Source organism: Nocardioides pyridinolyticus, from assembly GCF_054653575.1.
In genome coordinates this window covers 167,396-180,669 of sequence record NZ_BAAIFY010000004.1, presented here as the reverse complement: position 1 = coordinate 180,669, position 13,274 = coordinate 167,396, and the positions used below count along the sequence as shown (strand labels likewise).

Here is a 13,274-nt window from a genome sequence, read left to right as displayed (position 1 = left end):
TCGACTGGATACCGAGTATGTATACCACGTATGCATGCCAGACTCCCCCTCATGACGAGGACGATCCTGATCACCGGCGCGTCGTCGGGTCTCGGCGAGGAGATGGCCCGCCAGTTCGCGGCGCGCGGCTACGACCTGGCGCTCTGTGCCCGCCGGCTCGACCGGCTCGAGGAGCTGCGCGCCGACGTGCTCGCGGCCCACCCCGAGCGCCGCGTGGAGGTGCGCACGCTCGACGTCACCGACGACGACGCGGTGTTCACGACCTTCCGCGCGCTGCACGAGGAGCTCGGCCGGATCGACCGAATCGTCGTCAACGCCGGCATCGGCAAGGGCGCCCCGCTCGGCACCGGGCGCCACGACGCCAACCGCGAGACCGCGATGACCAACTTCGTCGCCGCTCTCGCCCAGGCCGAGGCCGCGATGGAGGTCTTCCGCACCCAGGGCACCGGCCACCTCGTGCTGGTCTCGTCGATGGCCGCCCTGCGCGGGCTGCCCAAGGCCCAGACCACGTACGCCGCCACCAAGGCCGCGCTCTCCAGCCTGGGCGAGGGGCTGCGCGCCGAGCTCTACGGGAAGCCGATCAAGGTCACCGTGCTGCACCCGGGCTACATCGTCTCCGGGATGAACGACGTCACCGAGGAGGAGCGGCCGCGGCTGATGGCGCGCACCGACGACGGCGTCCGCGCGATGGTCGAGGCGATCGAGAAGGAGAAGCCGTCGGCGTACGTCCCCGGCTGGCCGTGGGCGCCGCTCTCCGTAGTGATGAAGCACGCGCCGGTGCCGGTGTTCCGCAGGCTCGTCTAGCGGTAGGTCAGGTGCTCGCCCTCGAGGTGCGGGTGCTCGTTGAAGGTCAGGAGCCGGGCGCCGGTGGAGCCGACGACGACGCGGGTGAACGAGGAGTTCACGATCGTGGTGTTGAAGCGGCTCCACAGCCGGCCGAAGGTCGCGTCGTCGGCGCCGGGGTCGACCAGGGCCGCGCACGCGGCGGCGATCGGGCCGCCGGAGGTGACCACGACCGCGGTGCCGCCCGGGCCGGCCTCCTGCTGGGCCTTCTCCAGCGCGGTCGTGACCCGGGCCCGGAACGCGGACCACGGCTCGTCGTACTCGGACTCGTGCTCGCCGGCGTACCACCGCGCGGTCGCGAGCTCGAAGACCCGCTGGAACTCCCGGTTGTCGAGGGCGCCCTCCGGGCGGTCGGGGTACGCCGCCACCACGGCCAGGTGGTCGAACTCGTCCCACCCGGGGTCGGTCTCGGCCGCGTCCCACCCGGCCGCACCCTGCTGCATCGCCTCGCAGGTCTCGCGATGGCGGCGCATGGAGCCGCGGATCATCGCGGTCGGCACCACGTCTCGCTCGCGCAGCCACTGCCCGAGGCGGCGACCCTGCTCCCAGCCGACCTGCGACAGGACGTCGTAGTCGTCGGCGCCGAACGAGGCCTGCCCGTGGCGGACGAGGATCACCACACCCATGCCGGGAAGGCTAGACGGATCCCCTATCCGGGGCATGCCGCCCCCCGGACGACGCCACTAGCGTCGAGAGATGTTCATCCAGACCATCCAGGGCAGATGCACCCGGCAGGACGAGCTGCGCGCCGTCCTCGACCGGTGGACCGAGGAGCTCGGGCCGGGGGCCGACGGCTGGCTCGGCGGCACGTACGGGTTCACGGACGACGACTACTTCGTCGCCGTGGTGCGGTTCGAGGACCGCGGGGCCGCGATGGCCAACTCCGACCGGCCGGAGCAGGGCGCCTGGGCCGAGAAGATGATGGCGGCGTTCGACGGGCCGGTGGAGTTCCACGACTCCGACGACGTCACGCTGCTCTTCGACGGCGGCTCCGACGAGGCCGGCTTCGTCCAGGTCATCCAGGGCCGGGTCGACGACCCCGAGCGGCTCCGCCGCCTCATCACGGCCGACCAGACCGAGCTGGCCCAGGCCCGCCCGGAGATCCTCGGCGCCACCCTGGCCCTGGAGCCCGACGGGTCGTTCACCCAGACCGTGGCGTTCAGCGACGAGGCGACCGCCCGTACGGGTGAGGAGACCCAGCCGCCGCCCGCCCACATCCGGACCGAGCTCGAGTACGTGATGGACGGCGCCACCTACTACGACCTGCGCCACCCCTGGTTCGAGTCGCCGTAGCTCGTCCCACCCGTCGCAGGAATCACCGGTTATCCGGTGAAACCCGCCCGACAGCCTCAGGCCGGGAACGACCCGTGGGAGGCAGCCAGGTCCCGCAGCCACGGCGTGGGACGGAACCGCTCGCCGTACTTCTCGGCCAGTTCGTCGGCGCGGGCGACGAAGGCGCCGAGGCCGATCTGGCCGGCCCGGTTCTCGTAGCCCTGCATGTACTGCGCGGCGCCACCGGTCATGGGCGGGAAGCCGATGCCCATGATCGAGCCGATGTTCGCGGCGGCCGCCGACTCGATCACGCCCTCCTCGAAGCACTTCGCGGTCTCGAGCGCCTCGACGAACAGCATCCGCTCGCGCATGTCCTCGATCGGGATCATCTCCGACGCCACCGGGAACGCCTCGGCCAGGCCGGGCCAGATGTTCTGGCGCTTGCCGGACTCGTCGTACTCGTAGAAGCCGGCGCCCTTGAGGCGCGACGGGCGGCCGAGCTCGATCATCTTCGCGACGACCTGCTCGCCGGCCGACGGCTCCCACACACGACCCTCACGGGACGCGGCGTCGGCGGACGCCTTCTGGATCTTCGCCATCAGCTCCATGTTCAGCTCGTCGCTGAGCTGCAGCGGCCCGACCGGGTAGCCGGCCTGGGTCGCGGCGCGGTCGATCGACACCGGGTGGCAGCCCTCGCCGAGCATCGCCAGGCCCTCCATGACCTGGGTGCCGATGACGCGCGAGGTGTAGAAGCCGCGGCTGTCGTTGACCACGATCGGCGTCTTGCGGATCTGCTGGACGACGTCGTAGGCCTTGGCGAGCGCGACGTCCGAGCTCTCCTTGCCCTTGATGATCTCGACCAGCGGCATCTTGTCGACCGGGGAGAAGAAGTGCAGGCCGATGAAGTCGGCCGGCCGGTCCACGCCCGCGGCGAGCTCGGTGATCGGCAGCGTGGAGGTGTTCGAGCAGAGCAGCGCGTCGGCGTTGACGTACGGCGCGATCTCGGCGAACACCTGCTGCTTGAGCGACGGGTCCTCGAAGACGGCCTCGATCACCAGGTCGCAGCCGGCCAGGCCGGCCGGGTCCGCGGTCGGGGTGATGCGGTCGAGCAGCTCCTGGGACTTCTCCGGAGTGAGCTTGCCGCGGGAGATCGCCTTCTCGTTGAGCTTCTGCGAGTAGGCCTTGCCCTTCTCGGCGCTCTCCTGGGAGACGTCCTTGAGCACGACCTGCATGCCCGCGCGGGCGCAGGAGTAGGCGATGCCGGCGCCCATCATGCCGGCGCCGAGGACGCCGACCTTGGTGGCCCGGAAGGGCTCGATCCCCTCCGGGCGCAGCTTGCCGGCGTTGATCGCCTGGAGGTCGAAGAAGAACGCCTGGATCATGTTCTTCGAGCCCTGGTTGACGACCAGGTTCGTCAGGTAGCGCGACTCGACCCGCGAGGCGGTGTCGAAGTCGAGGCCGGCGCCCTCGACCGCGGCGGACAGGATCGCCCGCGGGGCCGGGTAGACCGCGCCCTTGGTCTGCTTGCGCAGCAGGGCCGGGAACGCCGGCAGGAAGCCGGCCAGCGCCGGCGAGGTCGGCGAGCCGCCGGGCATCTTGTAGCCGGGCCTGTCCCACGGGTTCTGGTGCTCGTCGGGGTTGGCCTTGATCCAGGCCTTGGCGGCCGGGACCAGCTCCTCGCGGGTCGCGACCAGCTCGTCGACCAGGCCCTTCTCCTTGGCGGCGCTGGGCTTGAACTGGGTGCCGGGGAGCAGCACGTCCATCAGCCCGGCCTGGAGGCCGAGGAGGCGAACGACGCGGGTGACGCCGCCACCGCCCGGCAGCAGGCCCAGGGTCGACTCGGGCAGCCCGATCTTCACGCTGTCGTCGTCGACCGCGATGCGGTGGTTGGTGGCCAGGCAGATCTCGAAGCCACCACCGAGGGCGGCGCCGTTGATCGCCGCGACGACCGGCTTGGGGAACAGCTCGAGCTTGCGCAGGGCGGCCTTGATCGCCTCGCCCAGGGCGAACACCGATGCGGCGTCCTCGCGGGTGGCCTGCACCATGCTCTTCAGGTTGCCGCCGGCGAAGAAGGTCTTCTTCGCGCTGGCGACCACGACACCGGTCACGCTGTCGGGGTCGCCGGCCAGCTCGTCGTACAGCCGCTGCACGGCGGCGGCCATCGACTCCTGGTAGAGCTCGTTCATGGTGTTCGCGCTCGCGGTCGGGTCGTCGAGCGTGAGGGTGACGATGCCGTCGGCGTCCTCGTCGTAGCGGACGGCGCTGTGTCGATCGGTGGGGCGCTGCTGGGTCTCGGTCATGACTCTCTCTCGTACTCAGACGATCTCGACGATGGTGGCGATGCCCATGCCGCCGCCGACGCAGAGCGTGGCGAGGCCGCGGCGCAGGTCCCGGCGCTGGAGCTCGTCGATGAGCGTGCCGAGGATCATCGCGCCGGTGGCGCCGAGCGGGTGGCCCATGGCGATCGCGCCGCCGTTGACGTTGGTGATCTCGTGGCTGATGTCCAGGTCGCGCATGAACCGCATCGCGACGGCGGCGAACGCCTCGTTGATCTCGAACAGGTCGATGTCGCCGACCTCGAGGCCGGCCTTGGCCAGCGCCTTGCGGGCGGCCGGGGCGGGGCCGGTGAGCATGATCGTCGGGTCGGCGCCGGAGACGGCGGTCGCCAGCACGCGGGCCCGCGGGGTCAGGCCGAGCGAGGTGCCGACCTCCTCGGAGCCGATCGCCATCAGCGCGGCCCCGTCGACGATGCCCGAGCTGTTGCCGGCGTGGTGGACGTGGTCGATCCTCTCGACCCAGTGGTACTTCTCCAGCGCCACGTCGTCGAAGCCCGCTTGGGCGCCCATGTCGGCGAAGCTCGGCTTGAGGCCGGCCAGGCCCTCGGGCGTGGTGTCCGGGCGGATCGTCTCGTCGTGGTCGAGCACGGTGAGGCCGTTGAGGTCCTTGACGGGTACGACGGAGTTCGTGAAGTAGCCGTTGGCCCAGGCCTTCGCGGCGCGGTGGTGGGACTCGGCGGCGTACGCGTCGACGTCCGGGCGGCTCCAGCCCCCGAGGGTGGCGATGAGGTCGGCGCCGATGCCCTGCGGCACGAAGCCGGTCGTCAGCGCGGTGGCCGGGTCGGAGGCCCAGGCGCCACCGTCGGAGCCCATCGGCACGCGGCTCATCGACTCCACGCCGCCGGCGAGGATCAGGTCCTCGAAGCCGCCGCGGACGCGGGACGCCGCCTGGTTGACCGCCTCGAGGCCGGAGGCGCAGAAGCGGTTGAGCTGCACGCCGGCCACGGTCTCGGGGTAGCCGGCCTTGAGGGCCGCGGTCTTCGCGATGTCGCCGCCCTGGTCACCGATCGGGGACACGACGCCGAGGACGACGTCGTCGATGCGCTCCGGGTCCAGGGAGGGGTTGCGCTCCTTGATCTCGTCGAGCAGCCCGACGATGAGGTCCACCGGCTTCACCTCGTGGAGGGTCCCGACCTTCTTGCCCTTGCCACGTGGAGTCCGGATGTGGTCGTACACGAATGCCTCAGCCATGGACCGATTGTGACACTATTACTGTCACCGTCAAGAAGAGGAGTGGTGTGGTGCGGGTCACGGGAGGTGCGATGGACGAGCTGCTGACGCTGGACGAGCTGACGACGCGCGTCGGCATGAGCGTGCGCAACATCCGCTTCTACACGACCAAGGGGCTGGTGCCGCCGCCGATCCGCCGCGGCCGGTCCGGCTACTACAGCGACTCCCACGTGGCCCGCCTGGAGCTGGTGCGCGAGCTCCAGAACCACGGCTTCACGCTGACCGCGATCGAGCGGTACGTCGCCGACATCCCCGACGACGCCTCGCCCGAGGACATCGCGCTGCGGCGCACGATGCTCGCGCCGTGGCAGGCCGACCTCCCGGTCGCGATGTCGCGCGCCGAGCTGGCCCGCCGGGCCGGACGCGACCTCTCCGACGAGGACATCGACACCCTCGTCGCCCTCGGTATCGTCCGCCGGCGCCAGCACCAGCTCGCGGTCGCCGTCTCGCAGCTGCCGAACGGCATGCGGCTGCTCGACCTCGGCTTCCCGGCCGAGGTCGCCCAGGCGGCACGCCAGGTCTTCCTCGCCCACGGCCGCGAGATGGCCGACGAGCTCGAGGCGGTCATCCGCACCCGGCTCGCGCCGGCGTACGACGACGACATGGACGACGCGCGCCTGCGCGAGGTGCTGGAGCGGCTGAAGCCACTCTCCGTCGGCGGTCTGGTCACGGCGTACGAGAACAGCGTCGCCAAGGCCGCCCGCAGGTGAACTCGGCTCACCGGATGGGTACGCCCCTCCGGTGAGCATGACCGTCCTCGTCACCGGCGCCACCGGCTTCGTCGGCCGCCGACTCGTCCCCGCCCTGCTCGAGCAGGGCCACGCCGTGCGCGCGATGACGCGCCACCCGGAGTCCTACGACGGACCGGGTGAGCCGGTCGCCGGCGACGTGTCCGACCCGGGCACGCTGGCGGAGCCGTTGATCGGCGTGGACGTGGCGGTCTACCTCGTGCACTCGCTCGACGACGACGACTTCGAGCGCAAGGACGCGGAGGCGGCCCGGGCGTTCGGCCTGGCGGCCGCGGCGAGCGGCGTGCGCCAGATCGTCTACCTGGGCGGGCTGGGCAAGGACGACGACGACCTCTCGCCGCACCTGCGGTCGCGCCGCGAGGTGGAGCGGCTGCTCGGCGAGGCGGGCATCCCGGTGACGGTGCTGCGCGCGGCGATCGTGGTCGGCGCGGGCGGCATCTCCTGGGAGCTGACCCGCCAGCTGGTGGAGAACCTGCCGGCGATGGTGGTGCCCCGGTGGGCCGAGACCCGGACCCAGCCGATCGCGCTGGAGGACGTGGTCCGCTACCTCGTGGGCGTCATCGGCGTCGACGAGGCGATGGGGCGGGTCTTCGAGATCGGCGGACCGGACCAGCTCGACTACGTCGAGATGCTCCAGCAGGCGGCCGAGGTCATGCACGGCCGCCGGATCCCGCTGAAGACGGTGCCCGTGCTGACACCCGGGCTGTCGTCGGCCTGGATCTCACTGGTGACCGACGTCGACACGACCACGGCGAGCAACCTGATCGAGTCGATGGGGACCGAGGTCATCGTCACCGACTTCTCGATCCGCGACGTGGTGCCGGGCGAGCCGGCGACCTACGTCGACGCGGTCCGGACCGCCCTAGAACAGGGCAGGCAGGGCTAGCAGCATCGTGAGCGACCAGGCGCAGTGGGTGAGGATCGGCGCCAGCACACCACCCGACGCGCGTCGCTCGAGCCCGACCACGACACCGAGCAGGAGCGCGGCGAGGGCGAGCATCACGTTGCCCGTGGCGAGCGTCGCGACGAAGTAGGCGAGGGTCGTCCACGCGACCGGGTGGCGCGGGATCGCGGCGTACGCCGCCCCGCGGAAGAACAGCTCCTCGGCGACGCCGTTGACCGCCGTGATCGCCGCGAGCAGGGGCAGCGACCCCTGGTCGGCGTGGTCGAGCACGTGGCGCACCTGCTCGTCGAGGAACGGCACCTGCCGCACGACGAGAGCGCCGACCACGAAGACCGCGGCCAGCCCCAGTCCGAGCAGGATCGGCACCACCACCGGGCGGCGCAGCTCGTCGCGGACCAGGGCACGGCCCAGGTGCAGCGGGCCGGAGGCGAACGCGCCGCCGGCCCACACCACGGCGAGCCCGAGCGTCGCCGGGTAGAACCACTGGCTGCCCGGCTCGATGCGCAGGGACAGGCCCAGGACGACGCCGCCGACCACGACGAACGCCGCCGTGACCAGCTGGCGCCGCCGGAGGTCGCCCGACTGCTGCCGGTGATCGCGCGGGACGACGTCCCAGAGCGCGCGGCGCAGCCAGTCGACCACCCGACGACGACCCGGCGACTACCCGATGACGACCCGATGACTACTTGGTCAGGCCGTCCTTGATGTCCTTCGCGGCGTCCTTGACGTGCTCGCCGGCGTTCTTCACCTTGCCGGAGGCCTGGTCCGCCTTGCCCTCCGCCTGGAGGTCACGGTCGCCGGTCGCGTCACCGACCGACTCCTTGCCGTGCCCCTTGAGCTCTTCGACCTTGTTCTCTGCCTTGTCCTTGAGTCCCATGTCCGGTCTGTGACCGGTCGGGGCCCTCCGGAAACCTGGGGAGAGCTCAGCGGCGGCCGGAGCTGAAGTTCGCGGCGCTGTGCCGGGACTGACCGCCCGTCGCCGAGGCGGGGCGCCGGCGCGAGCCGTTGCCGCCCCCGGTGGGCTGGGCCGCCTGCTGGCCGCCGCCCGACTGCTTCGCCGCCGCCGGCTTGCCCCCGCGACGACCGCGGGAGCGGTTCCGGCCCCCCTTGCCACCACCGTTGCCACCACCGTTGCCACCGCCGTTGCCGCCGCCCGAGGGGCGCTGGCCCTGCGGGGCCGCCGGCGTCTCGACCACGAGGCCGCCGGGGACGATGACCCGCTCGCCGGGGGCGAGCTGGGCGAGCACCGGGTGCTGGGCGTCGTGGACGCGCGTGGTGGTCGGCTTGATGCCGGCCGCGCGGGTCAGCTGGCGCACGTCGCGGACCTGGTCGTCGGTCATCAGCGTGACCACGGTGCCCTTGGCGCCGGCGCGGGCCGTACGGCCCGAGCGGTGCAGGTAGGCCTTGTGCTCGACCGGCGGGTCGGCGTGGACGACCAGCGCGACGTCGTCGACGTGGATGCCGCGGGCCGCGATGTCGGTGGCGACCAGCGTGGTGGCCCGGCCGCTGTGGAACGCGTCCATGTTGCGGGTCCGGGCGCCCTGGCTGAGGTTGCCGTGCAGCTCGACGGTCGGCACGCCCCGGCTGTTGAGCTGGCGGGTCAGCGCCTTGGCCCCGTGCTTGGTGCGGGTGAAGACCACCGTGCGGCCCGGCGCGCTGGCCAGGTCGACGAGCACCGGCACGCGGTGCTCGCGGGCGACGTGCAGGACGTGGTGGTCCATCGACGCGACCGGCGACTGGGCCGAGTCGGCCTCGTGGGTCACCGGGTTGCGGAGGAACCGCTTCACGAGGACGTCGATCGCGTTGTCCAGCGTCGCCGAGAAGAGCAGCCGCTGGCCGTTCTTCGGCGTCTGGTCGAGCAGGCGGCGTACGCCGGGCAGGAAGCCCAGGTCGGCCATGTGGTCGGCCTCGTCGAGCACGGTGACCTCGACGGCGCCGAGGTCGCAGTGACCCTGCCCGATGAGGTCCTCGAGCCGGCCGGGGCAGGCGAGGACGATGTCGACGCCGCGCCGCAGGCCCTGGACCTGCGGGTTCTGGCCGACGCCGCCGAAGACGGTGCGCGTGGTCAGGCCGGCCGCCTGCGCGAGCGGGGCGAGGGACTCCTCGATCTGGCCGACCAGCTCACGGGTCGGGGCGAGCACCAGCGCCCGCGGGCGGCGCGGCTGGGCCCGACCGCCGGAGGCGACGAGGCGCGCGACGAGCGGCACGAGGAAGGCGTAGGTCTTGCCCGAGCCGGTGCGGCCGCGGCCGAGCACGTCGCGCCCGGCGAGCGAGTCCGGCAGCGTCGCGGCCTGGATCGGGGTGGGAGTGGTGATGCCGCGGGTCGCGAGGACGGCGGCGAGGTCAGCGGGCACGCCGAGGTCGGCGAAGCCCGCAGAGGGCATGGAGGACAAAGAGAATCGCTAACTGCTGGGGGTGTCTCGCCAGCATGAAGTCCGAGATGGCGCTGGAGCGGTGCTCCGCGCGGGCCCGAGGCAAGACAGGACGGGCTACGAAGACCATCCTACGGGGTCGGTCCGGAATTCAACGAAACGTCAGGACGCCGTCGTCGAGGGGGTCGTGGTTGATCGAGCGCGCGTCCTTGAGGAAGTTCTGCCGCAGCTTCCACGGCTCCCGGTCGCCCTGCTTCGGGAGCTCGTCGAGCGCGCGGAGGATGTAGCCCGAGCTGAACGTGATCAACCTCTCCTCGCCGACCGACGGGTCGCGCGGCGCCACGGCGCGGCGTACGCCGTGCTCGTCCATGTACGTGAGCAGCCGGCACACGAAGTCCGCGACGAGGTCGGCCTTCAGCGTCCACGAGGCGTTGGTGTAGCCGATCGTGAAGACGAAGTTCGGGACGTCGCTGAGCATCAGCGCCTTGTAGGTCAGCGTGTCCTGCATCTTGACCTCCGCGCCGTCGACGGTGAGGCGCATGCCGCCCATCGCCTTCAGCTTCAGGCCGGTGGCGGTCACGATGACGTCGGCCTCGAGCTCCTCGCCCGAGCGCAGCCGGATGCCGCGCTCGGTGAACGTCTCGACGTGGTCGGTGACCACCGACGCGGAGCCGGCGCGGAGCGCCTTGAACAGGTCGCCGTCCGGGACGAAGCACAGGCGCTGGTCCCACGGGTTGTACGCCGGCTTGAAGTGCGTGTCGACGTCGATGCCCGGCGGCAGCTGCTTGGCGACCGCCGCGCGGATCGCCTTCTTGGCCAGGTCCGGTCGGCGCTGGGCGAGCTGGAAGGTGAGGACCGCGAGCAGGATCGCCTTGGCGCGGACGATCCGGTAGCGCAGCGCGCTCGGCAGCCAGCGCAGGCGGGTGGCGATCGGGTCGCGGCCGGGCAGCGAGAGGACGTACGTCGGCGAGCGCTGGAGCATCGTCACGTGCTCCGCACCGGTGTTGGCCATGGCGGGCACCAGCGTCACCGCGGTCGCGCCCGAGCCGATCACCACGACCTTCTTGTCCGCGTGGTCGAGGTCCTCGGGCCAGTGCTGCGGGTGCACGACCGGACCGCGGAAGTCGGCCTGGCCGGGGAACTCCGGCGCGTAGCCCCCGTCGTAGTCGTAGTAGCCGCCGCAGGCCCAGAGCAAATTCGTGGTGAAGGTGAGCGTCTCGCCCTCGTGGTCGACCTCGACGGTCCACAGGTTGGTCGTGGAGTCCCAGCTGGCGCCGAGGACCCGGTGGCGGTAGCGGATCAGCCGGTCGACGCCGTACTCCCGCGAGACCGTGCGGAGGTACTCCAGGATCGACGCGCCGTCGGCGAGCGCGACGTCGCCCTCCCAGTGCCGCCACTTGAAGCCGAAGGTGAACATGTCGGAGTCGGAGCGGATGCCGGGGTAGCGGAACAGGTCCCAGGTGCCGCCGCTGACGTCGCGGGCCTCGAGCACCGCGACGGTGCGGCCGGGGTGCTCGGTGCGCAGGCGCGCGGCGGCGCCGATGCCCGAGAGCCCGGCTCCGACGATGAGGACGTCGACGTGCTCGGTCATGTCCGGCACCTTACTGAATATCTGTCAACAGGCATAGAGCTCGACGAATCTCGCCAGGATCCGCGTCGGGTGCTCGACGTGGCTGGCACGGGCCATCGCCTGGAGGTGCTCGGCCTCCGACGGGTCGAAGTAGCCGTGGTGGCGGTAGGTCTCGATGCGCAGGCAGATGCCCTCGACGTCGAGCTCGGGGTGGAACTGGGTGGCGTAGACGTGCTGCCCGATGCGGAAGGCCTGCACCGGGCAGGTCGCGCTGCCGGCCAGCCGGACCGCGCCGTCCGGGAGGCGGCTGATCGCCTCCTTGTGGCCGAGGAACGCGTCGAACTCCCGGGGCAGGACGCCGAGCAGCGGGTCGCGCACGCCCTCGTCGGTCAGGGTGACCGCGACCGCCGAGATCGGCTCGGACCACTGCCGGTCGACGACGCCGCCGGGCAGCCCGCCGAGCACGCCGATGCCGTAGCAGGCGCCGAGGAAGGGGAAGTCGCGCTCGACGACCTGGCGCGCGAGCGCGTGCAGCTCCGCCTCGGCGCGACGCTGGACCGGGCTCTTGACCTCCTCGGGGTCGCTGGCGTTGAACGGCCCGCCACCGAGGACGATTCCGGACCAGCGGTCGAGGTCGACCGGTCCCAGCGGACCGGCCTCGACCCGGACGCGCACGAGCTGGTGCTCCTCCAGCCCGGACCCGGCGAGCACGGCGGCGTACTCACTGTCCGCGGCGGCGTCCTCCGCGCGGGTGCCCAGGAAGAGGAACGGCTTCACTGGTCTCTGTCGGCTTGGACGGCGGCGCCGCTCTCGATCAGCGCGTCGATGTCGGCGACGCCCCACGCGGCGAGCGCCTCGCGGGTGCTGTCGCCGGCGCTCTCGGCGGGCCGGCCGATGGTGGCCTCCGTGCGGGAGAAGCGCGGCGCGGGCGCGGGCTGGAGGTAGCCGTCCTGGTGGACGAGGGTCCCGCGGGCCTTGATGTGCGGGTGCTCGGCGGCCTCGGTGAGGGGGATGATGCCCGCGACGCAGGCGTCGGTGCCCTCGAAGACCGCGACCCACTCGGCCTGGGTGCGCTGCTGGAACTTCTCGGTGATCAGCGCGCGGAGGGCGTCGGCCTGCGCGGGGTCCCAGCGGTCCGGGGCGGTGTCCGCGATGCCGAGAAGGTCGAGGAAGGCGTCGTAGAACTGCGGCTCGAGCGCGCCGACCGACATGTGCTTGCCGTCGGAGGTCTCGTAGACGTCGTAGTAGGGCACGCCGCCGTCGAGCATGTTGGAGGCGCGCTCCTCCTTGAACCCGCCGCTCGCCAGGAAGGCCGTGGTCATCGTGTTGAGGTGCGCGGTGCCGTCGACGATGGCGGCGTCGACGACCTGGCCCTGGCCGCTCGTCCTGGCCTCGAGCAGCGCGGCGAGGATGCCGATGACGAGGTAGGTCGACCCGCCGCCGAAGTCGCCGACCAGGTTGGCCGGGAAGTGCGGCCGGCTCTTGTCCTGGCCGAGCCCGTGGAGCGCGCCGGTGATCGCGATGTAGTTCATGTCGTGGCCGGCCGCCTGGGCGAACGGGCCGTCCTGGCCCCAGCCGGTCATCCGGCCGTAGACGAGGCGCTCGTTCCGCTTCCGGCAGTCCTCCGGCCCGAAGCCCAGCCGCTCGGCCACGCCGGGTCGCATGCCCTCGACGAGGACGTCGGCATCCTCGACGAGCCGCAGGACGGTCTCGACGGCCTCGGGCCGCTTGAGGTCGAGCGCCACGCTCGGCCGGCCTCGGTTGAGCAGCATGTGCGGCCCGCCGCCGGCCAGCGCCTGCCCGCCCGGCCGCTCGACCCGGATCACGTCCGCGCCCAGGTCGGCCAGGATCATGCACGCGTGCGGCCCCGGCCCGATCCCGGCGATCTCGACGACCTTCACGCCCCGCAGCGGCCCCGCGCCCTGGCCGAGTTCGATGCTCATGAGCCGATGATGACAGAACCGCTGTCAGCGTTCCTGTGGAGGGACGGTCGCGCCT

At 71.9% G+C, this 13,274-nt stretch carries 13 protein-coding genes; 4 read left to right on the top strand and 9 right to left on the bottom strand.

Features of this window, described 5'->3' with window-relative positions:
* Positions 1-51: 51 nt before the first annotated feature.
* Positions 52-804: an SDR family oxidoreductase gene (locus ACYQ0U_RS05645; RefSeq protein ID WP_459970326.1), complete on the top strand. Its 753-nt coding sequence runs from the start codon at positions 52-54 to the stop codon at positions 802-804.
* Here the strand turns inward: ACYQ0U_RS05645 and ACYQ0U_RS05640 are convergent.
* Positions 801-1,469: a histidine phosphatase family protein gene (locus ACYQ0U_RS05640; protein ID WP_459970324.1), complete on the bottom strand. Its 669-nt coding sequence runs from the start codon at positions 1,467-1,469 to the stop codon at positions 801-803. The two genes, ACYQ0U_RS05645 and ACYQ0U_RS05640, sit on opposite strands and share 4 nt — an antisense overlap.
* Before the next feature lie 70 nt (positions 1,470-1,539).
* Here ACYQ0U_RS05640 and ACYQ0U_RS05635 point away from each other — a divergent pair, with 70 nt between their 5' ends.
* Positions 1,540-2,136 carry a hypothetical protein gene (locus ACYQ0U_RS05635; RefSeq protein ID WP_459970321.1) on the top strand — a complete coding sequence of 199 codons (597 nt, stop codon included), beginning with the start codon at positions 1,540-1,542 and terminating at the stop codon, positions 2,134-2,136.
* Between the two features lie 56 nt (positions 2,137-2,192).
* Here the strand turns inward: ACYQ0U_RS05635 and ACYQ0U_RS05630 are convergent, their stop codons facing one another.
* Together ACYQ0U_RS05630 and ACYQ0U_RS05625 are read right to left on the bottom strand one after the other, a co-directional pair.
* The gene (locus tag ACYQ0U_RS05630; protein ID WP_459970319.1) at positions 2,193-4,415 is read right to left on the bottom strand and encodes a 3-hydroxyacyl-CoA dehydrogenase NAD-binding domain-containing protein; all 2,223 of its coding nucleotides are present in this window, start codon (positions 4,413-4,415) and stop codon (positions 2,193-2,195) included.
* A gap of 15 nt (positions 4,416-4,430) precedes the next feature.
* Complete coding sequence (locus ACYQ0U_RS05625; protein WP_459970317.1) at positions 4,431-5,642, bottom strand: acetyl-CoA C-acetyltransferase; 1,212 nt, start codon at positions 5,640-5,642, stop codon at positions 4,431-4,433.
* 50 nt (positions 5,643-5,692) lie between these two features.
* On the opposite strand from ACYQ0U_RS05625, the gene ACYQ0U_RS05620 reads away from it, so the two are divergent.
* Both ACYQ0U_RS05620 and ACYQ0U_RS05615 read left to right on the top strand, forming a co-directional pair.
* Positions 5,693-6,391: a MerR family transcriptional regulator gene (locus ACYQ0U_RS05620; RefSeq protein WP_459970315.1), complete on the top strand. Its 699-nt coding sequence runs from the start codon at positions 5,693-5,695 to the stop codon at positions 6,389-6,391.
* A gap of 37 nt (positions 6,392-6,428) precedes the next feature.
* A complete protein-coding gene (locus ACYQ0U_RS05615) occupies positions 6,429-7,316 on the top strand; it encodes an NAD(P)H-binding protein (RefSeq protein ID WP_459970449.1) in 888 nt (295 codons plus the stop codon).
* Here the strand turns inward: ACYQ0U_RS05615 and ACYQ0U_RS05610 are convergent.
* From ACYQ0U_RS05610 to ACYQ0U_RS05585, 6 genes are all read right to left on the bottom strand, one after another.
* Entirely contained in the window at positions 7,293-7,976 is a 684-nt protein-coding gene (locus ACYQ0U_RS05610) for a CPBP family glutamic-type intramembrane protease (RefSeq protein WP_459970312.1), read from the bottom strand. The genes ACYQ0U_RS05615 and ACYQ0U_RS05610 overlap by 24 nt on opposite strands.
* A 40-nt stretch (positions 7,977-8,016) precedes the next feature.
* Positions 8,017-8,211 (bottom strand): CsbD family protein, encoded by a 195-nt coding sequence (locus tag ACYQ0U_RS05605; protein ID WP_459970310.1) that lies wholly within the window; start codon positions 8,209-8,211, stop codon positions 8,017-8,019.
* Positions 8,212-8,257: 46 nt separating this feature from the next.
* Positions 8,258-9,718 (bottom strand): DEAD/DEAH box helicase, encoded by a 1,461-nt coding sequence (locus ACYQ0U_RS05600; protein ID WP_459970308.1) that lies wholly within the window; start codon positions 9,716-9,718, stop codon positions 8,258-8,260.
* Between the two features lie 139 nt (positions 9,719-9,857).
* Positions 9,858-11,297 carry a flavin-containing monooxygenase gene (locus ACYQ0U_RS05595; RefSeq protein WP_459970306.1) on the bottom strand — a complete coding sequence of 480 codons (1,440 nt, stop codon included), beginning with the start codon at positions 11,295-11,297 and terminating at the stop codon, positions 9,858-9,860.
* A gap of 24 nt (positions 11,298-11,321) precedes the next feature.
* Entirely contained in the window at positions 11,322-12,053 is a 732-nt protein-coding gene (locus ACYQ0U_RS05590) for a glutamine amidotransferase (protein ID WP_459970304.1), read from the bottom strand.
* Positions 12,050-13,219 (bottom strand): CaiB/BaiF CoA transferase family protein, encoded by a 1,170-nt coding sequence (locus ACYQ0U_RS05585; RefSeq protein ID WP_459970302.1) that lies wholly within the window; start codon positions 13,217-13,219, stop codon positions 12,050-12,052. Before ACYQ0U_RS05585 ends, ACYQ0U_RS05590 begins: the two co-directional genes overlap by 4 nt.
* Between the last annotated feature and the right edge of the window lie 55 nt (positions 13,220-13,274).